The sequence below is a fragment of the Streptomyces sp. NPDC026062 genome, assembly GCF_055568375.1.
In genome coordinates, this window is the sequence record NZ_JBVHOQ010000011.1 from 58,244 (window position 1) to 77,653 (window position 19,410).

General features: G+C 68.7%; 19 protein-coding genes. 4 read left to right on the forward strand and 15 right to left on the reverse strand.

From position 1 onward, the window contains the following. The first annotated feature begins 302 nt into the window (after positions 1-302). Complete coding sequence (locus tag ACZ4LX_RS12545) at positions 303-1,154, forward strand: helix-turn-helix domain-containing protein (RefSeq protein ID WP_467643342.1); 852 nt, start codon at positions 303-305, stop codon at positions 1,152-1,154. Between the two features lie 11 nt (positions 1,155-1,165). After that, positions 1,166-1,357 (forward strand): hypothetical protein, encoded by a 192-nt coding sequence (locus tag ACZ4LX_RS12550; protein ID WP_467643340.1) that lies wholly within the window; start codon positions 1,166-1,168, stop codon positions 1,355-1,357. A 65-nt stretch (positions 1,358-1,422) separates the two neighbouring features. On the opposite strand, the gene ACZ4LX_RS12555 is transcribed toward ACZ4LX_RS12550, so the two are convergent. The 15 genes from ACZ4LX_RS12555 to ACZ4LX_RS12625 all read right to left on the reverse strand — a co-directional run bounded on the left by ACZ4LX_RS12555 (position 1,423) and on the right by ACZ4LX_RS12625 (position 14,414). Continuing rightward, a complete protein-coding gene (locus ACZ4LX_RS12555) occupies positions 1,423-1,935 on the reverse strand; it encodes a hypothetical protein (protein WP_467643338.1) in 513 nt (170 codons plus the stop codon). Between the two features lie 298 nt (positions 1,936-2,233). Continuing rightward, positions 2,234-2,878 (reverse strand): OmpA family protein, encoded by a 645-nt coding sequence (locus tag ACZ4LX_RS12560; protein WP_467643334.1) that lies wholly within the window; start codon positions 2,876-2,878, stop codon positions 2,234-2,236. Next, positions 2,878-3,471 (reverse strand): hypothetical protein, encoded by a 594-nt coding sequence (locus tag ACZ4LX_RS12565; protein ID WP_467643332.1) that lies wholly within the window; start codon positions 3,469-3,471, stop codon positions 2,878-2,880. The genes ACZ4LX_RS12560 and ACZ4LX_RS12565 overlap by 1 nt, the downstream gene beginning before the upstream one ends. Positions 3,472-3,500: 29 nt before the next feature. Next, complete coding sequence (locus tag ACZ4LX_RS12570) at positions 3,501-4,103, reverse strand: pilus assembly protein TadG-related protein (protein WP_467643490.1); 603 nt, start codon at positions 4,101-4,103, stop codon at positions 3,501-3,503. Beyond that, on the reverse strand, positions 4,103-4,336 hold the full coding sequence (locus ACZ4LX_RS12575) for a hypothetical protein (RefSeq protein ID WP_467643329.1): 234 nt from the start codon (positions 4,334-4,336) through the stop codon (positions 4,103-4,105). Before ACZ4LX_RS12575 ends, ACZ4LX_RS12570 begins: the two co-directional genes overlap by 1 nt. Positions 4,337-4,539: 203 nt before the next feature. Next, positions 4,540-5,622 (reverse strand): response regulator, encoded by a 1,083-nt coding sequence (locus ACZ4LX_RS12580; protein ID WP_467643327.1) that lies wholly within the window; start codon positions 5,620-5,622, stop codon positions 4,540-4,542. A gap of 63 nt (positions 5,623-5,685) precedes the next feature. Next, complete coding sequence (locus ACZ4LX_RS12585) at positions 5,686-7,059, reverse strand: sensor histidine kinase (RefSeq protein ID WP_467643325.1); 1,374 nt, start codon at positions 7,057-7,059, stop codon at positions 5,686-5,688. A gap of 53 nt (positions 7,060-7,112) precedes the next feature. Beyond that, the gene (locus tag ACZ4LX_RS12590; protein WP_467643323.1) at positions 7,113-8,000 is read right to left on the reverse strand and encodes a DUF5936 domain-containing protein; all 888 of its coding nucleotides are present in this window, start codon (positions 7,998-8,000) and stop codon (positions 7,113-7,115) included. Between the two features lie 28 nt (positions 8,001-8,028). Further along, entirely contained in the window at positions 8,029-8,967 is a 939-nt protein-coding gene (locus tag ACZ4LX_RS12595; protein WP_467643321.1) for a type II secretion system F family protein, read from the reverse strand. 100 nt (positions 8,968-9,067) lie between these two features. Continuing rightward, entirely contained in the window at positions 9,068-10,408 is a 1,341-nt protein-coding gene (locus ACZ4LX_RS12600; RefSeq protein ID WP_467643318.1) for a CpaF family protein, read from the reverse strand. A gap of 36 nt (positions 10,409-10,444) precedes the next feature. Continuing rightward, positions 10,445-10,849 (reverse strand): TadE/TadG family type IV pilus assembly protein, encoded by a 405-nt coding sequence (locus ACZ4LX_RS12605; protein WP_467643488.1) that lies wholly within the window; start codon positions 10,847-10,849, stop codon positions 10,445-10,447. Beyond that, complete coding sequence (locus ACZ4LX_RS12610) at positions 10,843-11,310, reverse strand: TadE/TadG family type IV pilus assembly protein (protein ID WP_467643315.1); 468 nt, start codon at positions 11,308-11,310, stop codon at positions 10,843-10,845. Before ACZ4LX_RS12610 ends, ACZ4LX_RS12605 begins: the two co-directional genes overlap by 7 nt. 109 nt (positions 11,311-11,419) lie before the next feature. Then, positions 11,420-12,667 carry an AAA family ATPase gene (locus ACZ4LX_RS12615; protein ID WP_467643313.1) on the reverse strand — a complete coding sequence of 416 codons (1,248 nt, stop codon included), beginning with the start codon at positions 12,665-12,667 and terminating at the stop codon, positions 11,420-11,422. A gap of 7 nt (positions 12,668-12,674) precedes the next feature. Further along, positions 12,675-13,385 carry a Flp pilus assembly protein CpaB gene (cpaB, locus tag ACZ4LX_RS12620; RefSeq protein WP_467643311.1) on the reverse strand — a complete coding sequence of 237 codons (711 nt, stop codon included), beginning with the start codon at positions 13,383-13,385 and terminating at the stop codon, positions 12,675-12,677. A gap of 168 nt (positions 13,386-13,553) precedes the next feature. Beyond that, complete coding sequence (locus ACZ4LX_RS12625) at positions 13,554-14,414, reverse strand: hypothetical protein (RefSeq protein ID WP_467643309.1); 861 nt, start codon at positions 14,412-14,414, stop codon at positions 13,554-13,556. Positions 14,415-15,162: 748 nt separating this feature from the next. Between ACZ4LX_RS12625 and ACZ4LX_RS12630 the strand changes: the two genes are divergently transcribed. Together ACZ4LX_RS12630 and ACZ4LX_RS12635 are read left to right on the forward strand one after the other, a co-directional pair. After that, positions 15,163-16,830 (forward strand): chitinase, encoded by a 1,668-nt coding sequence (locus tag ACZ4LX_RS12630; RefSeq protein WP_467643485.1) that lies wholly within the window; start codon positions 15,163-15,165, stop codon positions 16,828-16,830. A 211-nt stretch (positions 16,831-17,041) separates the two neighbouring features. Next, on the forward strand, positions 17,042-19,378 hold the full coding sequence (locus ACZ4LX_RS12635) for a serine/threonine-protein kinase (RefSeq protein WP_467643307.1): 2,337 nt from the start codon (positions 17,042-17,044) through the stop codon (positions 19,376-19,378). The last annotated feature ends 32 nt before the right edge of the window (positions 19,379-19,410 follow it).

Here is a 19,410-nt window from a genome sequence, read left to right on the forward strand (position 1 = left end):
CCCGTAACGGGTGACGAGTTGGCGGTGTCTCTCTTCCTCGTGGGTGCGCACGGATGGCTCGCGCGATTCGGACGACGAACAGTGGCCTGTCTCCCTGACACGGACCCGCCCCTCCCAGGGAAGGAGGTCGCGGGCAGGGCCGTGCGATGCACTTCTTGCTCGGCGCTGCGTGAGCGGTGCGTGACTGAATGTAGTGGATGACGGGTCATATTGGCCACCTCGTCTCGCAAATGTGCCCCTTGCGTAGCTCAAGAAGGCTGCGGCACGGCAGACTTTGCGACGAAGGACACGGAAGGACTGGCATGGCATCCCGAATCGCGCCGACCGAACGTCAGAAGCGCCTGGGGCGCGAACTCAGGAAGATGCGGCTTGCCGCCGGAGTCTCCGCACAGGCCGCCGCAGGCATCCTCCGAGTCGACCGCTCGCGGCTCTCCAATATCGAGCAAGGCATCAGAGCCATCAGCGAGGAGCGGCTGCTCGCGCTGGCGGACGCATGCGAGTGTCAGGATCAGGCCTTCGTCGCCGCTCTGGCCCGGATGACGCGAGCGACGGAGCGGGGCTGGTGGGAACGGTACCGGGACTCCCTGCCCGCAGGTTTGCTCGACATCTCGGAGCTGGAGGCCGGGGCACTCCGCATGCGCACAGCACATTCGGTCCACATCCCGGGCATTCTCCAGACGAGCGATCACGCCTTGGCCGTCTTCCGCGTGGTCGTCCCCGCGCTCCCGGAACACGAAGCGGCCCTGCGGCTCGCTCATCGCGTGGAGCGGCAGAAGGTCCTGGAAGGCGCCGCCGCTCCAAAGTACACGGGCGTCATCCATGAAGCCGCACTCCGCATGCAGTTCGGCGGGCGCCAGGTGGCCCGCGCCCAGCTTGAGCATCTGCTGGCGGTGTCCGGCAGCCCCCGCATCACGCTGCGCGTCATCCCCTTCGAAGCGGGGGCATTCCCGGGTGCGGGGCAGACGGTCAACTACGCGGAAGGACCAGTGCCCCAACTGGACACGGTTCAGGTGGACAGCACACACGGCCCCGAATTCCTCTACGAGGAAGCCCAGTTGAGCAAGTATCGTTCCCACCTCGACTGGATGGAGCGAATCGCGCTGCGGGAGGACAAGTCGCGGGACTTCATCCACGGCATCGCACGCCACCTCTGAGGAGAGTCACCATGCAGGACGTCACGTGGGAAGAGCCGTTCTGCGGCGAAGGTGCCAGCTGCTACCGCCTGGGGACCGACGGCGAGGGCAACAGCTACATCTCCGTCGCGGGCGCCGAGGAGCACCACCTCACCGACAGCCTCGCATCGCTCCAGCAGATGATCCGCGACATCAAGGCCGGCAAGGCGGACCACCTGCTGTAACAGCACGCGCACCCGGCCCCGCAACGCCCCGCAGCGGGTCACGGTGCCGGGCGCACGGCGCCGGATCAGAGGTTCTTCACGTCCAGGTGGTACGAGGTGTCGACCCAGAAGCCGCTGGTGGAGCTGCCCTTGATCTCCAGTACGTACTGCCCGGGAGCCAGCGGCGCGATGCCTCCCCAGATCCCCCACGCGTAGCGGCGGACCAGCCCTGTCCGGAACGGTGCCGTGAACTCCCGCAGAGGCAGCGGGAGGCCGTTGAGGAAGGCTGAGGCCTCCTCCACCTCCAGGGACTGCGGAACCTTCGAGTACGACCTGGCGTGCTGCATGTTGAGGACCGGGAAGAACAGCGGCTTGCCCGACGGGACCGCGCACCGCCGCTCCACACGGCCGCCGTAGGTACCCGCGAGGAACCAGAGGTCGGCCGGCTGATTCCAGGCGGCGTACTCCCCTGTCCGGTCCCCGACCGGGCTGACATCGTCCGGGGCTGACAGCGCCCACTTCCACCATCGGGCCGCGAGCGCCCCGCCCTCGTCCTCGCTCAGCTCCCAGGTGCCGCCGGTCGGCTCCGTACCGCTCACGATTCCCCTCCCTCTCACGGCCCCGCACCCTCGGGGCTCGATTCGAACAAGCGGACACTACCCGGCAGGGGTTCATGGGCTCGACCGGTTCAGCGGGGTCCGCAGGACGAACGGGGTCAGCGGGGTCAGCGGGGTCAGCGGGGTCAGGAGTTCATCTCGTTGAACGGTTCGCCGGGCCCGGACCCCCGAGGCTGTCGGCAGGGCTCGGACGCACCCCGCAAAAGCCTCGCGGCCGATGCCGTATGCGAGGTGCATACGGCATCGGCCGCGAGGTCACGATGCGGAGCGGAGGAGCGGGTCAGCTCTTCGAGCCCTCCGAACGCGCGAAGGAGACCTCCACGCGGCGGTTCTTCTTGCGGCCGTCCTCCGTCGCGTTGTCGGCGATCGGGTACTGCTCGCCGTAGCCACGGATCTCGTACGAGATACCAGTACCGGCCAGCGCCTTGTCGAGGACGTTGTGCACGGCCTCCGCGCGCTGCTTGGAGAGCACGTCGCCATGGGCGGAGGAACCCAGGTTGTCGGTGAAGCCGAACACCCGGACCTTCTTGGCGTCCTGCTTCTTGATCTCCGTGGCGATCGCGTTGATACGGCTGTTGGCCGCGGAGCTCAGCTTCGCGCTGTCCTTGCCGAAGAGGACCTCGGCCTGGAGCGCGAACTTGATGTCCGTGTTGGTGTCCTCGCGGCGCTCAGTACCCGCCAGATCCTCGATGACCGACTTGATGTCGAGGACCTTCGGCGGCGCGAGTGTCGCTCCCTCGGGGAGCTTGAGGTCCGAGTCGTTCGCGTCGAGCTTCATTCCCGGATCGGCCGATGCCGACGGATACGGGCTGTCATCGGCGAAGGCACTTGGAGCAGTGACGACTCCGAACCCCAGCGCCACCACGAGCAGCGCCGTCGCTGCCCTCGCCCCGGAACGCCGGTCGGCAGGGATGACATTGCTCATCACGAGATCGCAATCGTCGCGTTGGTGAAGCCGGGGAACTGGAGGTCGACCTCGCTCGTGGACTGAGCCGGTGCGGGGAACTGCGCAAAGAACGTCAGACTCGCACCGGCTGCGATGCTCGGCTCGAAGCCACTTGTCGTCAGCGGCCGGTCGTCCGTGTCACGAAGCACGTAGTACCGCTTCTTGGCCTTCGAATCGACGAGGGTCATCCCCGCGAGAGACCGGCCCGTCGCCGCGATGTCCTGCTCCTGGCCACTCCACTGCACCGGCGTGGTGTAGAGAGAGCTTCCAGTGTTCTTGAACTGTCCGGTGACCGTGAGGAATCCACCTGAGTCACGCTTGGCCGAATTGATGATCATGTCGACGCCGCCGTCACCCTTGACCGTCACCAGAACCGTCTCGGTGTCCGGCACGGTTTCCCCGCCGCCGCTGCCCTTGTCGGACTCGGACGGCGCGGTGGAAGCCTGCGATGCGGCGTCCTTCGGCTTGTTCCCGTCGTCGCTGCCGCAAGCGGTCATCGAGAGCGCCAGGACTGCTGCCAGCACAGCGGCGCCTCCGGCGCGGCGCATCGTCCTCACGTGCGGATAGCTCATCGGTCCAGTTCCTTTGCGTTCGGTCGTGGTCAGTCTTCGGCCAGGCGTACGTCGAAAAGCAGGGTCATGTCAGGCATGACAGCCAGGCTCTGGGGGCTTACCACCCACACCAGCCCGCTGGCACAGCCGACCGTGCCGATGGACGGCGACGTGATGATCGGGTTCGGGACGAACTTGCATCCCCGATTGTCGAGGACGGCGACGGCCTCCGCCTCCGCCTTCTTCCCCTCGGTACCCGGAACATGATTCGCGCTCATGCCCTTCCGCGACTTCAGCTCGACCTCGTAGCCCCAGCGCATGTCCCCGACGGGCCCGCAATTGACTTGGGCGGCATCGTTCCGGGCGGCGAACGTGCGCGCCATGGCGCAGCCGTCCATGCCGACGTAGGGGGTGTTGAAGACCTCGGTGTAGAAGCCCCTGTCCATGACGTGAGCCATCAGGTCCAGCTTGAGCAGCTTCCGGGAGTCCTTGGCCGCTGCCAGAGCTGTGGCATCGGCCGCGGTCTGGGCACCGTTCCGCTTGACATCCGCCTCACCGAACGCAAAGAAGACCAACGCAAGGAAGAGCAGGCCGGTCACCGCTGTGATGTACAGCGGTGTGGCCTGCCCTGCCTCGGACTTCAGCCGACGCATCACCCGTTGAGGACCGAGTTGATCTTCGTGGTGAAGGAGTTCGCGATGCTCGAGCCCAGCTTCGTGTTCAGCAGCGCGACGACGATGGCCACCACGAGGATCGTGATGCCGACGTACTCGATCGCACCCTGCCCCTTGTCGCTGCGGCGCTTGATCGCGTCCACCGCGGTGTTCTTCCAGCCGTTGATGTAGGTCTGCGTGGTGGCGGCGGCCTTCAGGGTGATGTTCGACATGGTGTTCCCCTCCGAGTTCGGCCGACCGGGAATCGGCCGACATTGCTGGGTACGTTTTCGTGTCGTTCGCGCTTCCGGCTTCCTCCTGGCCGGTCTCACCTTCGACATGAGAAACGTACGTCGCGGCAACGCCTACTCGCATGGGTCTGCGGGCCCAACTCCGGGCCCACTGGTCGAGTTGGGCCTGAAGGCCCGTCATCTTGTCAGCCATGTCGCGTCGACCCCCCGGACGACATGCGGTGCCAGACGGCGATGGCCTCGCCCCGGCTGCCGGCATTCAACTTGGCGAAGATGCGGTTGATGTGGTTCTTGACCGTCTTCTGGCTGATGAAGCAGGTGGACGCGATCTGCTGATTGGTCATGCCCGACGCGATCAGGTCCATCACTTCCACCTCCCGTTCACTCAGCTCGGCCCGTACGCCCTGGGGAGCCTCACTGGGAAGCCCTGGGGATGAATGTCCCACAGATGATTGCGGAAGCGAAGCCCTTTGAGTGAATCCATGTGCGTTCAACTCGCGTCTTACGCCACCGACCTGGTGGCTCACCGCTCCACCAGGCCCCCACTGTCCGCGCGTGTCGTGTGCGGATGCAGACACCTGCCCCTGGGGGACGGCCGGTCGGCGGCCCGGCCCGTTGAAAGCCGTACCCAGTCCCTCGGGCAACGGCCTGCCGTCCTGGCCGGGGCCGACGCCGCCGCCTCGTACCGACTCCAGCAGTGCGCTGCTGGCCGAGTACGTGAAGTGGGCCCGGCCCTCCTTGGTGTCGCGAACGGCGGCCACCAGCTCGTCCGCGGTGAACTCGCCGTGCACCAGATAGCCGCCGGCGCCCAGCCGCAGCGCCTCATGGACGATCTCGCTCTCCCGGCTGTACGTCATCATCAGTACCGGAGCCAGCCGCACCAGGTGGGGCAGGGCCGAGATGCCGTCGACGCCTGGCATGCGCACGTCCAGCAGTACGACGTCCGGGCGGTGCCGCACCGCCATCTCGTACGCCTGCCGGCCGTCCCCCGCCTCCGCGACCACGTCGATGTCGTCACGTCCGTGCAGGAGGACGGTCAGGCCGGCCCGTACGACCGGATTGTCGTCGGCGACGACGACTCGGAGCGGACGTGCCGCGGGCATCGCCTCGGGGCTGGGGAAGGCCGGGAATCCACCGGGGGAATCAGGTGCGGGGACACCGGCTGTGGGGGGCGAACTGAGCGGGCTCGGGTGCGAGGACGTGTGCTGCGAGACGTGCGGCTGCTGCGTCCACTGTTCTCCGGAGCTGCGGGAAATCTCGTCCGACATGGCGCGGGCCTCCTCTCTCAAGGATGGGGACTGTGGGGGGTACTCAGGAGCTGATGTGCGGAATCAGTGGTGGGGTCGGGCTGGTCGGCCGGGGGCCTGCGTGAGCAACGGCGGGTACCCGGGAGGGGCGGTGGACACGGGCGGAGGTGCCAGGTTCATCGCGGCAAGCGACAGATCGAGACGGACCTCGGTGCCCCGCTCCGCCTGGCCCCTGCCGATCCGGATGCGTGCGCCGATGGAAGCGGCGCGTTCGACCATGCCGACGAGGCCGAAGTGCCCGGCCTTGCGGAGATCCGCCAGGGAAGTGCCCCGGGGCAGGCCCTTGCCGTCGTCGTACACACTGATGCGCACGACGTCACGGACCAGCCCGGCGGAGACCTCCACATAGTTGGGACGGGCATGGCGATGGGCGTTCTCCATGGCCTCGGTCGCGATCGTGAGGGCCTGGCGGGCCACGGCGTGCGGAATGGGCGGGACGGGGCCGTCTCCGAGCCGGCGGAACACCGCCTTGACGCCGTGGCGGCGGTCGAAGTCGGCCGTGCGCGCCGCCAGCTCGTCGACCACGTCCACGCCGCCGTCGAGCCCTGACTCCCTGCGCAGGTCGGAGAGGAGTTCCCGGGACTCGGCCGCCGCCCTGCGAGCGGCGCGTGCGACCAGTTCGGCCTGGTGCTTGACCGTCAGCGGGTCCATGCGGTCGGCGGTGCTGGCCAGGCCGTCGGCCGCCAGCGCCAGGCCGTGCAGCGTCTTGGCCACGGAGTCGTGCATCTCCCGGGCGAGGCGTGCGCGCTCCTCCTCGACCGCTCCGCTGACCGCCAGGCGGGCCCTCGTATCCGTCAGGGCCTGGGAGGCGGCGCCGAACCCCAGAAGGAGACTGCGCAGCGTGCTTCCGACCGCCCCGGCCATGATGCAGAGGCCCACTACGAGGAGGGCCGAGGCATCCGCGTCGACCTCGTCGCTGATTCCGTACGCCGCGGCGAGCAGGAGCGTCTGAAGAGCGGCGAAGATGGCGCCGCCTCGCCAGCTGTAGATCAGACCGGCGAGGAGCGGGGTGCAGACCGTCACGTAGGAGAGCGTCGAGCCGGGACTCGCGGCGAACAGCAGAAGCGCACCGAACAGCATGTCCGCGGCGAGCAGAAGCGGATGACGCAGCAGGACCGGCCCGAAACGCTCCCAGTCGCGCATGAGTACGTACGACACCATGACGGTGACGAGAACCGCCGCTCCCACCAGCCAGCTGCCGACCTCGTCATGCACGCTGTCGAGGGCGAAGGGCGTGGCCAGCAGGGTCATCGCGAGCCGGAAGCCGAAGAGCTGACGGCAGAGGGCCTGCAGCGCGTTCAGCTGGATGGGAAGGGAGGGAACATGCCCTGGCGCGCTCTCCGGTGCATGCGCTTCTGATCCGCCTGTCAGAGCGGGACCGGTCGGTCGTGGGGCCATCTGATCCTCTCACCTCCTCATCAGTGCGGAACGCTTCATGACGACTGCGCGCGTCAGCGGCCGAATACATCTCCGAAGTTGACGTTGGCCGCGTAGTAGAAGCCGACAACGATCAGAATCATCGTTCCCGGCAGCATGAAGCTGGTGACGATCAGCGTCGCCTTGGGGACGGCCTTGGCTGCCTTGCGCCGCGCGTTCTGGGAGTCGGTCCGTCGCATGTCGTTGGCGATCTGGATCAGGGTGTCCACGATCGGGGCACCCAGCTCCTCGCCCTGCTGGAGGGCCGAGACGAACATCGACACCTGCTCGGACTCGTTCCGCTTGCGGAGCTGGTCGAAGGCGTCACGGCGGCTGACGCCCATGTCCATCTGGCGCAGGGTGATGCGGAGTTCGTCGGCCCACGGCCCCTTGTACTTCTCCGCGACCCGTTCCAGCGCCTGCCGGAAGCCGAGTCCGGCCGAGACGACGACCGCGAGGACGTCGAGGAAGTCCGGGAGCGTCCGGTCGATGTCCTCCTTGCGGCGCGAGATGGCGGACCTGATGATCACGTCCGTCCAGAACAGGCCGTAGACGAACAGGATGATGGCCAGAACGAGTTGTCCGTTCATGAGCATCGCCAGCGCGGCGAGGGTTCCCAGGCCGCCGTAGAAGGCGCGCCGGGCCGCGTAGCGGTCGACCGTCATACCGCCGGGGTTGCCCGCCATGTCCAGTTTGCGGCGGACCTTGTCGACGCGCTTGGGACCCATCATCGACAGGATGCGGGGCGCGTAGCGCATGCCCATGCGGTCGGCCAGGCCGCCGGCGGCCGTGGTGCGGGTGGCGCCGATCTCCAGCGCGAGCTCCATGTCGCCGGGGAGCTTGGCTTCGGCCCGGTACATGCGGATGCCGTGGAAGGCTCCGTAGACGGCGAGTCCGAAGACGGCCGCGATCAGAAGATCCATGATGTCCTCTCCTTTTCGGTTCCGGCCGTCATATCCGGACGCGAGTGAGTCGGCTGATCAGGAAGAAGCCGAGCGCGTAGAGGCCGGCGGCGACGAGGACGGCGATCCGGCCGGGGGTGGCGGCTGTCATGTCGTCCAGCGAGCCGGCCCGCATGCTGTTGACGATGAGCAGGAAGCCCAGACCCAGGATCGGGACGGCGACCGCGGTCACCTTGACCTGGGAGAGCAGGGTCGTGACTTCTCGCCGGGTCTCCTTGCGCTCCTCCAGCGTCCCCGTGAGGTTGCGCAGCGAGGAGACGATCGTGCCGCCCGCCCGGTTGGAGAGGATGAGGGTGGAGACCAGCACGGTCAGTTCGCGTGAGGGCAGCCGCTCGACGAGTTCGTTCATCGCGTCGTCCAGCGAGTGGCCCACGGCCAGCCGGTCGGCCACCCGGCGCAGTTCCTCGTGGGCCGGCTCGTCGAGCTCGTCCACCGCCATGCTGATGGCCGTACGGAGCGCCAGGCCGGCCTGGGTGGCGTTGGCGAGGACTCGGGTCAGCTCGGGGAGCTGATTGATGAACGCCTCGGTGCGCTTGGCACGCTGGTAGTTGAGGAAGGCGTTGCCTCCCCACAGGCCTGTGAGCGCGGCGATGAGTCCGAAGAACGGGGCGAAGATCGAGCCGACCACGAAGTAGAGGCCGAGCAGTGCCGCCACGACGTAGACGAAGTACTCGCCCGGTGTGAGGTCGAGGCCGGTCGCCGCGATCTTGCGTTCGATGCGCTTGCCGAGATCCGTCTTCCGCAGGCGCCGGTCGACGCCCTGGAATCGACGGGTCCGGCCGCCGATGGTGAGCTGTCCCGTGTGGGACATCCGGTCGACCAGAATCTGCTGCTGAGCCTTGCCCGCGGTGAAGATGTGCACGCCTATGACGCCGAACAGACCGGCGAGGAGCGTCACACCGATCGTCAGGAGCGGAAGATTTTCCATGTCGGACGAGGCCTTCTGGGTGAGCGGCGGACTGGGGGACGTAACCGGATGCGGGTACGGGAAGAGCGGCGGACGGGGAGCTGCCCGGTGCGGTACCGGGTCAGGCGGCTGACTTGCGCATGCTCAGCTGTTCCTCCGCCTCGGCGACGCCGAAGGCCGGCGGGACGGACTCACTCGACATGTAGAGGCGGTCCGCCACCCGGCGGGGCAGCGGGTAGTAGTCGAACTTTCCGTAAATGCGGCCGTCCGCCGCCATCGGCTGGGCGTTGAACCGGCAGACGGAGACGATGCGGTAGTCCTCCCGTCCGTGCGAGTCCACGATCGCGATCTCGGTGATCCGGCGGGATCCGTCGGCGTGGCGGGTCAGCTGCACGATCACGTCGATGGCGCTGTTGATCTGGTCGTGGATCGCCACGAACGGGATCTCGACCTCGGACATGGAGCTCAGCGTCTGAAGACGCATCAGCGCGTCCTCGGCGTTGTTGGCGTGGACGGTGGCGAGCGAGCCGTCGTGACCGGTGGACATGGCCTGGAGCATGTCGAGGGTCTCGCCGCCTCGGACCTCACCGACGATGATGCGGTCGGGGCGCATACGCAGGGAGTTGCGGACCAGGTCGCGGATGCTGATCTGGCCCTTGCCCTCCACGTTGGAGGGGCGGCTCTCCAGTGTGATCACGTGGGACTGCTGGAGCTGGAGCTCGGCGGAGTCCTCGATCGTCACGATGCGCTCACCGTTGGGGATGAGGCCGGACAGCGCGTTGAGCAGGGTCGTCTTGCCGGTGCCGGTGGCGCCCGAGACGATCACGTTGAACTTGGCGCGGACCAGTCCGGCGAGCAGCATCAGCATGTGCTCGTCGAGCGAGCCGAGCCCGATCATCTCCTGGAGCGTGAACGCCTTGGGGAACCGCCGGATGGTGAGGATCGGGCCCTTGAGGGAGAGCGGCGGGATGATCACGTTGACACGCTCGCCCGAGGGGAGCCGTGCGTCGACCATCGGATTGGCCTCGTCGACGCGGCGGTTGACCGTGGAGACGATGCGTTCGATGGTCTGCATCAGCTGTTCGTTGGACGAGAAGCGCATCGGGAGCAGTTCCAGGCGCCCGCGCCGCTCCACGTACACCTGTTCGTGTCCGTTGACCATGATTTCGCTGATGGAGGCGTCTTCGAGCAGGGGTTCCAGGATGCCGAGTCCGAGGGACTCGTCGACGACCCGGCGGATGAGCTGCGAGCGCTCCATCTGGGAGAGGACGGGGCCCTCGCGGCTGATGATGTGGCCCAGGACGCGTTCGAGCCGCGCCCGGCGTTCGGCCGCCGCGAGGGCGGACATCTCCGCGAGGTCGATCTCCTCCAGGAGCTTGGCGCGGTAGACCTGGACCAGCCGACTCTCCTCGCTCAGTCCGCCCGTCGGCTCGGGACCGGTGATGCGCGCCCGCAGGCTCATTTCCTCTACTCCCTTGTGTGGTACGGCGGTACTGGATCAGTCACGCGGCATGGTGGCCTTCTTCGTGACCGATCCGAACGTGAACATCGGCAGGAGTGAAGGGATGGGAACCGTCACCCGCACGGTCACCTCGGTCATGCCGCCGGAGGGGATGATCCTGGCGTCGTCGGCCAGCCAGTCGCTCAGGGAGTCGCGCGCGACCGATGCCGCGCGCCCGAACTGGTACTTGTCCGAGCCCACGCGCGCCCCCGCCCGAGCGGCTGTTCCGGCCTGCTGGGCCGTGTAGATCGCGATGCCGAGCTGGACCACGGCCAGTGCCACGACGAGCAGCAGGGTGAGCACGCCCACGTACTCGACGGCTGCCTGGCCCCGCGCCCGGTCCGAGCGGGACGCGGGTGTGCGTCCGGTGCGGGTCCGCAGTGCACAGGTGAGCCTCACCATCCCCACCCGCCCTTCTCCTTCTTGGCCTTGGCATCGCCTGTCGCGTGCCACGGCACGTCGAACACCCCCGGGAAGATCAGGGGCACCTTGACCTCGATCTTCGCGGTGACCAGGTCACCGAAGCCGCTGTCGCTGCAACGCACGATGCGGGTCTTCCAGGCACGGGGCACGTCCTCGCGCACGGCCTGCTCGCATGCCTGGCGGGAGTTGCCCTCGGCGACCGCGGCCGCCCTGACACCCTTGTCCGCCGCGTTGCCCGCGAGCACCCACGTGTAACAGACCAGTCCGGCCTGCCACATCACCGCGAGCGTCACCAGGATCAGGGGCAGTGTGCCGACGAACTCGATCGCCGTCTGCCCCCGGTCGCTCCGTGTGCGCCGGGGGCGCTCGCCGGAGCCGGATATCTCAGCTCTCGCGCTCCCCGGTCCTGCCTGCGGCCGGCCCGTTCGTAGAAGATTCATAATTCAACGGTCCTCCTCGGTCTCTTCGCTTCACTGGTCGCTTCGTCGGCCGCTTCGCCGGCCGCGTCGCTGTTCGCGTCGCTGTTCGCGTCGCCGCGTGTTCGGGGGCTCATTTCGTACGTCCCCGACGGCCGCCGAGCGAACCTCGGTCGCCCTTGAACTTGCCCTGTTTGTCGTCGCTTTCGGCGTTCTTCACCAGACCGAGATCTGCGGCGAGCCCCCACAGCGCCTGCTTCACTGTGGATTTGGCCTCCAGGTCCTGGAGGCGGCCGGCGTCGATCACCGCATGGAGTTCCTTGAAGTTCGCGGGCACCACGATCCGCGCCACCTTCGTGGCCGTGATCTTCTCGACCAGTGGGGGCTGGATCTCCGTGTTACGCGTGTAGCGGTTGACGACGGTGACCGTCTCCTCGGCCTTGCGGACCTGGAGCCGGTCCCAGAGCCGGACCATGCGCTTGGCCGCGCGCACGGTGATCACGTCGGGGGTGGTGACCAGCAGGGTGCGGTCCGCCATCTCGATGGCCGCGGCGTTGGCCGAGTTCATATGCGTACCGCAGTCGACGACGACGACCTCGAAGCGGTGGCGCAGGGCGCCGATGGTCTGGCGTACGACCCGGTCGCTGACGTCCTCGCCGCGCTCGCCCTCGCCCGGTGCCAGCAGCAGGGCGAGCCCGGTGTCGTGGCTGTACAGGGCGTCCTGGAGAACGCGGGGCGAGATGTCCTGGATGGTGGACAGGTCGACGATCGACCGGCGGAACTGCACGTCCAGATAGGACGCCACGTCCCCGGACTGGAGGTCCAGGTCGGCGAGCGCGACGGTGTGGCCCGACGCCGCGGCGGCAAGGGCGAGTTGGACGGCGACGACGGTCGCACCCACACCGCCCTTGGCACCACTGACGGTGACGACCGTGCCGCCGGGACCCGTGAACATCTCCGCGCCCGCGCCCAGGTGGCGCCGGACCCCGACGGACCAGCCCGCCGCGGCCTGGACGCGCTGGGCCAGCTCCTCGTACGACAGGGGCAGGCCGACCAGACCGCGGGCGCCGGAGTCCATGGCGGCCGAGTAGAGCCCGGGGCTCATGTCGGCGGTGACGAGTACGACTCCGACGGCGGGAAAGCGCAGGGCCACCTCCCGGATCAGCTCGAGCGCCGGGACCGGACCGATCCGCTCGTGCACCAGCACGACCTCGGGCAGCTCGTCCAGCGACTCGGCGGCGAGCCGGGCCAGCGTGTCGAGCAGCGAGGTCGAGTCACCGAGCGGCGCCGCCGGCTCCGCGTCGGGGAGCTGGCTGAGCAGCGTGGTGACGGACCGGGCGGCGTCGGAGTCCCCGACGGCCGGGAGGATTCGTGTGCTCATCCGGTCCTCACTTGTTCTTGTCTTCGTCGAGGTTGTAACTGCCCTCACCGGGACGGAGGGTGGTCGGGCTGTCGTCGGGCAGCAGGGCGAGGCGTACGTGCTCCGCGAAGGACTCGGCGTAGGCGACGCGCTGCGCGTCGGTGGTGTCCAGGGCGAAGGTGATCGGCACGGCCTCGGTGGGGCCGCCCCGGTCGTCGCCCTTCGGGTCGAGCGAGGTCAGCTGGCCGACGTCGAGCACCTTGGCATTGGGGACGATCACGCGCGAGGTGGGCTTGTCCTTGTCGGTCTGGCCCTCGAAGGTCGCGTAGATGTTGACCAGGTTGCCCGGCCGGATCTTGCCGGCGACGCCGGTCGCAGCGTCGATCATGATGGCTATCTCCTGCTGGCCGTTCTCCAGCTTGGGCCGCTTGACGAGCATGTCGTCCTGGAGCAGGGATCCCTTGCGGAGGTTGGTGACGGCGATCTTGCCGTTCAGCACCGAGAGGTCGGTGACGGCGTTCTTGGACAGCCAGCGCTTCGGCATGCTGACCTTCTCGAACTGCCCCGGGTCCAGCGGCCGGTAGGGGGCTATATCGGATTTCACCTGGTAGGCAGTCACCTCCGGACCGACCTTCGAGTTCACATCACTGATCACCGAGAGCACACCGGCGAACGCACCGAAGGCACAGAGGACCGAGAGGAGGAGAAGGATGACGCCGCGGCGTTGCCGTGAGTTCATGAGCGGAGCAACCTCGTTGGGAGACGTGGGTTGATAAGCGGAGTGAGGGGCGGAGCGGGGTCGAGCCGTCACTGGTCTCGCTGTGGCGCCGCCCTTGGGGCCGGGCCGGCGCCGTGCACTGTTCTCCGGGATGTGGGGGCATCAGGGGTGCGCCGCCGTCGCGGTGGCTCACGCCCCGTCGCGCATCGGCGTTCCCTGGCTCAGGACACCGGAGCCGCGCGTGTGGCTCTCCGGCGGTTTCAGCGGAGCCGCGCACAGACCACAGCGGTCACCGATGAGTTCATTTCCGCACCAGGTACAGACCTCCCTGCGAACCGAAGAAACCAGCTGATAGATCAGTGAAATATCGGGCAGAAAGGCGGCGAATTCGATCATCTTCGAAGTTCCCCACCAGGAAGGCGATTCGGCGGGCAGCGGTGCCTCATGCACTGCCTGCACCTCCCAGGCCGGGGCGACGGTGGCCGTCACCCAGTCCGATTGCAGCTGCCCCTTGGCCACCAGCAGGTGGGTGGCGAATTCCGGCCCGGTCAGGTCCCCCGAGCCGAGCTTGATCAGCTGGGGTTCCGGGTTGGCCACCACGCCGAACTGCGAGCCGGGGACCCAGGACTTCGCGTGGGTCTTCAGGCTGACCGGCACCCGGTCGAGTTTGGTGACCGAGTTCAGGAGTGCGCCGGAGTGGATGTAGTGGGAGAGCAGCCTCGCCGCGGAGGCGACGACTCCGGCACTGAAGTCACAGATGGACAACTGCCGGAGCTGGCGCACCAGTACGGCGAGCCCCAGAGGAGGCAGATCCACCTTGAGCAGGGCGATGCGGTCGCTCTCCATCACCGCGCGGATCGCGTGCAGCCTCCGCTCATGGGCGGGCTTGATGCTGGCGGGGTAGAGCGCGACGACGTAGCCGTGCTGCTCCAGAAGCACGTGCATGTCGCCCACCGCCTGTTCGAGCGACTGCTCATCGGGAGCGCGCAGCACCACGGCCGTGGGCGTCTGCTGATCGGCCGGGGACAGCACCAGGTCAGCGCTTGTCACTGCTATTGCTGTCGGCACGCTGTTCCCCGTTCGGCTCCGGCCGCCGCATACCGCCGGCCGCAATCGCTCTCGTCAGGCGCTCCTCCACACAGGCGCTCCCGCATCAGCACTTTATCCACGTAATGCGAGGTAGAGAACACCTTCCAGGACCCAGTACGGACGGGCCCACGGAGCCCTTCCGGACGTTCGCGTGACAAATCGGCCCAAGTGGCCAGTTGTTAAAGTCCGTACCATTTAATCGAATACCCATTCCCTCCACGGGTTATTCATGATCCTCGTCAGCCTTTATGCACGTCAGAGGCGTGGGAGCGCATTCACGCGACAGCCACCGCTGTTCCTGATGGGCCCACTGTGAACTCTGGGCCCTGATTGGGTCCCCCGGGCCCAACGCGATCCGCATGACCGGTGCACTCGACGGCGCCATCAACAGCACCTCCGGGATGGCACCCCCGCCCGCCTCGGGGGGCTCACGCGCCGGAGCTCACGCCCCCGCCAACCACGCCTCCCGCACGCCTCTTTGTGATGACTCACTGCCAGAGGTCTTGACAACTCGATTGGTCTGGACCAGTTTTATCGCCCAGCGGTGGCCACCGTTCCTCGATTCCACACCCGCACCCCCAGTGCACCACCCCCGGCATCCCCGTGCCGCTCCCCGCCATCCCCGACTCCCCCACGGAGGCAGCAAGTGGAACGATCCCCCGCAGCCGGCCGCGGCAGACGGCACAGCCGCCCGCTCCTCGGATCCGCCATGGCCGTCGTCGCCGCCGGCGCCCTGACCCTCACCGGTCTCGTGAGCAGCGCCTCGGCCGCCGATGTCAACGTCGCGAAGAACGCCGGATTCGAGTCCGGCCTCGCCAACTGGACCTGTTCCGGCGGCTCCGGCGCCGCCGTCTCGTCCCCCGTGCACGGCGGCACCTCGGCGCTACGGGCCACCCCGGCCGGCCAGGACAACGCCAAGTGCACCCAGACCGTGGCCGTGAAGCCCAACTCCACGTACGCGCTCAGCTCCTGGGTCCAGGGCGGCTACGCCTACCTCGGTGCCAGCGGCACCGGAACCACCGACGTGGCGACCTGGACCCCCGGCTCCAGCAGCTGGACCCAGCTCTCGACCAGCTTCACGACCGGGCCCAGCACCACCTCCGTCACCGTGTACACGCACGGCTGGTACGGGCAGGCCGCCTATGTCGTGGACGACGTCTCGGTCACCGGACCCGACGGAGGCGGCGGCACCGACCCCGGCCCGGTGATCCCCGCGGCCCCCGCCGGTCTCGCCGTGGGCACGCCCACGTCGTCCTCGCTCGCCCTGTCCTGGAACGCGGTCTCGGGCGCGACCGGTTACACGGTCTACAAGGACGGCGCGAAGGCCACCACCTCCACCGGTACCTCGGCGACGATCACCGGGCTGGCCGCCGACACGGCCTACCAGTTCGCGGTGACCGCCACCAACGCGGCCGGCGAGTCCGTCAAGTCCGCGACGGTCAGCGGCCGTACGTCGACCTCCGGTACCGGCAACCCGAACCCCGGCACCTCCGTGCCCAAGCACGCGGTCACCGGCTACTGGCAGAACTTCAACAACGGCGCGACCGTGCAGAAGCTCAGCGACGTGCCGGCGAACTACGACATCATCGCGGTCTCCTTCGCCGACGCCACGGCGACGCCCGGTGCCGTCACCTTCAACCTGGACTCGGCGGGCCTGAACGGCTACACCGTCGACCAGTTCAAGGCCGACATCAAGGCGAAGCAGGCGGCCGGCAAGAACGTCATCATCTCGGTCGGCGGTGAGAAGGGGTCCGTCTCGGTCAACAGCGACGCCTCCGCCACCAACTTCGCCAACTCGCTCTACTCCCTCATCCAGGAGTACGGCTTCAACGGCGTCGACATCGACCTGGAGAACGGCCTCAACTCCACGTACATGACGAAGGCGCTGCGCTCGCTGTCGCAGAAGGCGGGCTCCGGTCTCGTCATCACGATGGCCCCGCAGACCATCGACATGCAGTCGACCTCGGGTGAGTACTTCAAGACCGCGCTCGCCGTCAAGGACATCCTGACCGTCGTCAACATGCAGTACTACAACAGCGGTTCGATGCTCGGCTGCGACGGCAAGGTCTACTCGCAGGGCTCGGTCGACTTCCTCACCGCGCTCGCCTGCATCCAGCTGGAGGGCGGTCTCGACCCGTCGCAGGTCGGCCTCGGCGTCCCCGCCTCCACGAGTGGCGCGGGCAGCGGTTACGTGTCCCCCTCGGTCGTGAACGCGGCCCTGGACTGCCTCGCCAAGGGCACCGGCTGCGGCACCTTCAAGCCGTCGAAGACCTACCCGGGTATCCGTGGCGCGATGACCTGGTCGACCAACTGGGACGCCAAGTCCGGCAACGCCTGGTCGAACGCGGTCGGCCCGCACGTCCACGCCCTGCCGTAACACCGCCCGGACGGGCCCGGCCGGGCCCGTCCGGCCTCACTGACCAGCAGCGCCGCCGCTCCCCCGGTGGCGCTGCTGCATGTGCGGGGCCGGGCGGGCGTCCCGGGCCTGTATCGGACCCGCAACAGAGTTCCGGGGAGTTGCCGCGCCCCATGGCTGTTGGGGCAGCCTCGTGGCACCGTTGCTGTGAAGGCGCGACAGGGGGAGAGAGATGACGGGGGCGCGGGTTCAGGCGCTGAGCGAGGACGATCCGGGGGCGCTCGGACCGTACCGGCTGATCGGACGGCTGGCGTCCGGAGGCATGGGGCGGATCTATCTGGCCCGCAGCGACGAGCGCGGCGGACGCGCCCTGGTCGCCGTGAAGACGCTGCTGGCCGAGGGCAACGTCAGCGACGTCGACCGCCGGCGCTTCGCCCGTGAGGTGGCCGTCGCACAGCGGGTCGCCAGCGCGTACACGGCGCGTGTCCGGGACGCGGACCCCGACGCGGAGCGGCCGTGGATGGCCATCGACTACATCGCCGCCCCGCCGCTCTCCAGGCTTGTGAGCGAGTGCGGGGTGCTTCCGGCGTCCGCCGTGCGGTGGATCGCCGCCGGTACCGCCGAGGCCCTGGTCACCCTGCACGGAGTGAAGATCGTCCATCGCGATGTGAAGCCGCAGAACGTGCTGTTGCCGCTGGACGGACCCCGGGTCATCGACTTCGGCATCTCGCACGCCAGTGACCTCACGCTCACCGGGCTCACGATCGGCACGATCCCCTTCACCTCGCCCGAACAGGCCCGCGGTGAGGAGTCCACCGCGGCCTCCGATGTCTACTCGCTCGGCGCGACGCTCTTCCTGCTCGCCACCGGACGGCCTCCCTACGTCATGGACGGCGCCCCGCTGGCCCTGCTGGCCCGTGTCCAGCGCGGCGAACTCGACCTCGGCGGGCTGCCGAAGGAGCTCGTGGCGACGATCCGGCCGTGTCTGTCCCTCGACCCGGACAAGCGCCCCGAACCGGCGGACCTGCTCGCCCGTTTCCGCGAGGCCCAGGCCGGTCTGCCGGTGTCCCGGGGCGGCACCCGGTGGCTGCCGCCCCGGTGGACGGCGCTGATCGGCGCGTACGCGACCCAGGGCCTGGAACTCGCGAACGACCGGCACACCAACCGGCGGCCCCCGTCGGGCCCGTCCGCCCCGTCCCACCCGTCGAACGCCGCCACCCGGCCCGTCGTCCAGCGCACGCGCGTGGTCCCGCCCCCGCCTCCCCCGACGCTCGTCTACCCGCCGGAGCGGGAGGCCCGCGCCGCCCGTGACCGCGCCCGCCGCGCACGGGCGCGGCCGGACCTGGCGGCCCTCGCCGAACTGGCGGAGCGGCAGCGGGCGGAGCAGGCCGAGCAGGAACGTGGCGAACAGGAGCGCGTCGAGGCCGCCCGCATGGAGGCCGAGCGGCTGGCCGCCCAGCGCCAGGAGGCCGCCCGCGCCCGGCGCGAGCGGGAGCGTGCCGCCAAGGAGCACGAGCGTGCCGAGCGCGAGCGGGCCGAGCGCCGGGCGGAGCGGGAACGCGCGGCCCAGGAGCACGAGCGGGCCGAGCGCGATCAGGCACGGCAGCAGGCCGAGCGCCGGGCGGAGCGGGAACGCGCCACCAGGGAGGCGGCCGAGCGGGAGGCCCGGAGGCGTTCCGAGCGGGAGGCGGCCCGGCGTACGGCCCGTGCGCGCGCGTCCTCGCCCAGTGCCCCGCCGTCCGCCCCGGACAGCACGCGCCCGACACCTCCGAGTACCGGTTCCTCGGGCAAGTCGTCGGGTCTGGGCTGTCTGCTCGCCGTGGCCGCCGTCATCGCCCTGCTGATCTGGCATCCCTGGGGCACGACCGCCAACAACGCCTCTGGTAGCGGCAGTTCGTCCTCGGGCGGCAGTTCGGGCACCGTATCGTCCGGCGGTCTCAACACGCATACGGACGGCTCCGGCACAGCCCGCGACAGCAACAGCAGCAGCACGGACAGCGGAACCGACGACTCCGGCGGCGATGCCGAGTCCGACCCGACGCCGACACCCACACCGACCCCCAGCCCCACGCCGGATGCCACCGACCGGGCATTCGCGGCGGTGCGCGCCGGTGACTGTCTCAACGTGTACAACGACGGCCACAACGACATGAGCGCCGACCGCCCGATCCGGGTGAACTGCGGCGCCTCGAACGCGTACATGCGCGTCAATCGCGTCAGCAGCCTTTCCGGGGGCTCCAGTTCCTGCGACACCGGGGCGGGTTACACCTGGTGGAGCAGGTCCGGTGACGACGGGATCGACAGGACGCTCTGCCTCGGCCGGGTGTACCAGGTGGGGCAGTGCTTCCCGGCGGACGTCACCGGGGCCACCAGTGCCGATCTGACGGTGGTCTGGCGCTGCAACGCGTCGACCGTTCCCGTGGCCGGGCAGTCGATCCTGCGGATCACCGGGTTCTACCGGGCTCCGAAGGCGGGCCAGAACTGGACCTGCCCGGCCGGGCAGGGCGAGCGGTTCTGGTACTGGCCGGTGAACCAGGGCCGGAGCATCATCTGCGCGTCGGCGGCCTGAACCGGCACCTGGGGGCGGGGCCGGTCGCGACG

Coding starts and splice junctions, on each gene's coding strand:
- ACZ4LX_RS12545 (WP_467643342.1), top strand. CDS start 303: ATGGCATCCCGAATCGCGCCGACCGAACGTCAGAAGCGCCTGGGGCGC.
- ACZ4LX_RS12550 (WP_467643340.1), top strand. CDS start 1,166: ATGCAGGACGTCACGTGGGAAGAGCCGTTCTGCGGCGAAGGTGCCAGC.
- ACZ4LX_RS12560 (WP_467643334.1), bottom strand. CDS start 2,878: ATGAGCAATGTCATCCCTGCCGACCGGCGTTCCGGGGCGAGGGCAGCG.
- ACZ4LX_RS12565 (WP_467643332.1), bottom strand. CDS start 3,471: ATGAGCTATCCGCACGTGAGGACGATGCGCCGCGCCGGAGGCGCCGCT.
- ACZ4LX_RS12570 (WP_467643490.1), bottom strand. CDS start 4,103: ATGCGTCGGCTGAAGTCCGAGGCAGGGCAGGCCACACCGCTGTACATC.
- ACZ4LX_RS12575 (WP_467643329.1), bottom strand. CDS start 4,336: ATGTCGAACATCACCCTGAAGGCCGCCGCCACCACGCAGACCTACATC.
- ACZ4LX_RS12580 (WP_467643327.1), bottom strand. CDS start 5,622: ATGTCGGACGAGATTTCCCGCAGCTCCGGAGAACAGTGGACGCAGCAG.
- ACZ4LX_RS12585 (WP_467643325.1), bottom strand. CDS start 7,059: ATGGCCCCACGACCGACCGGTCCCGCTCTGACAGGCGGATCAGAAGCG.
- ACZ4LX_RS12590 (WP_467643323.1), bottom strand. CDS start 8,000: ATGGATCTTCTGATCGCGGCCGTCTTCGGACTCGCCGTCTACGGAGCC.
- ACZ4LX_RS12595 (WP_467643321.1), bottom strand. CDS start 8,967: ATGGAAAATCTTCCGCTCCTGACGATCGGTGTGACGCTCCTCGCCGGT.
- ACZ4LX_RS12600 (WP_467643318.1), bottom strand. CDS start 10,408: ATGAGCCTGCGGGCGCGCATCACCGGTCCCGAGCCGACGGGCGGACTG.
- ACZ4LX_RS12605 (WP_467643488.1), bottom strand. CDS start 10,849: ATGGTGAGGCTCACCTGTGCACTGCGGACCCGCACCGGACGCACACCC.
- ACZ4LX_RS12610 (WP_467643315.1), bottom strand. CDS start 11,310: ATGAATCTTCTACGAACGGGCCGGCCGCAGGCAGGACCGGGGAGCGCG.
- ACZ4LX_RS12615 (WP_467643313.1), bottom strand. CDS start 12,667: ATGAGCACACGAATCCTCCCGGCCGTCGGGGACTCCGACGCCGCCCGG.
- cpaB (WP_467643311.1), bottom strand. CDS start 13,385: ATGAACTCACGGCAACGCCGCGGCGTCATCCTTCTCCTCCTCTCGGTC.
- ACZ4LX_RS12630 (WP_467643485.1), top strand. CDS start 15,163: ATGGCCGTCGTCGCCGCCGGCGCCCTGACCCTCACCGGTCTCGTGAGC.
- ACZ4LX_RS12635 (WP_467643307.1), top strand. CDS start 17,042: ATGACGGGGGCGCGGGTTCAGGCGCTGAGCGAGGACGATCCGGGGGCG.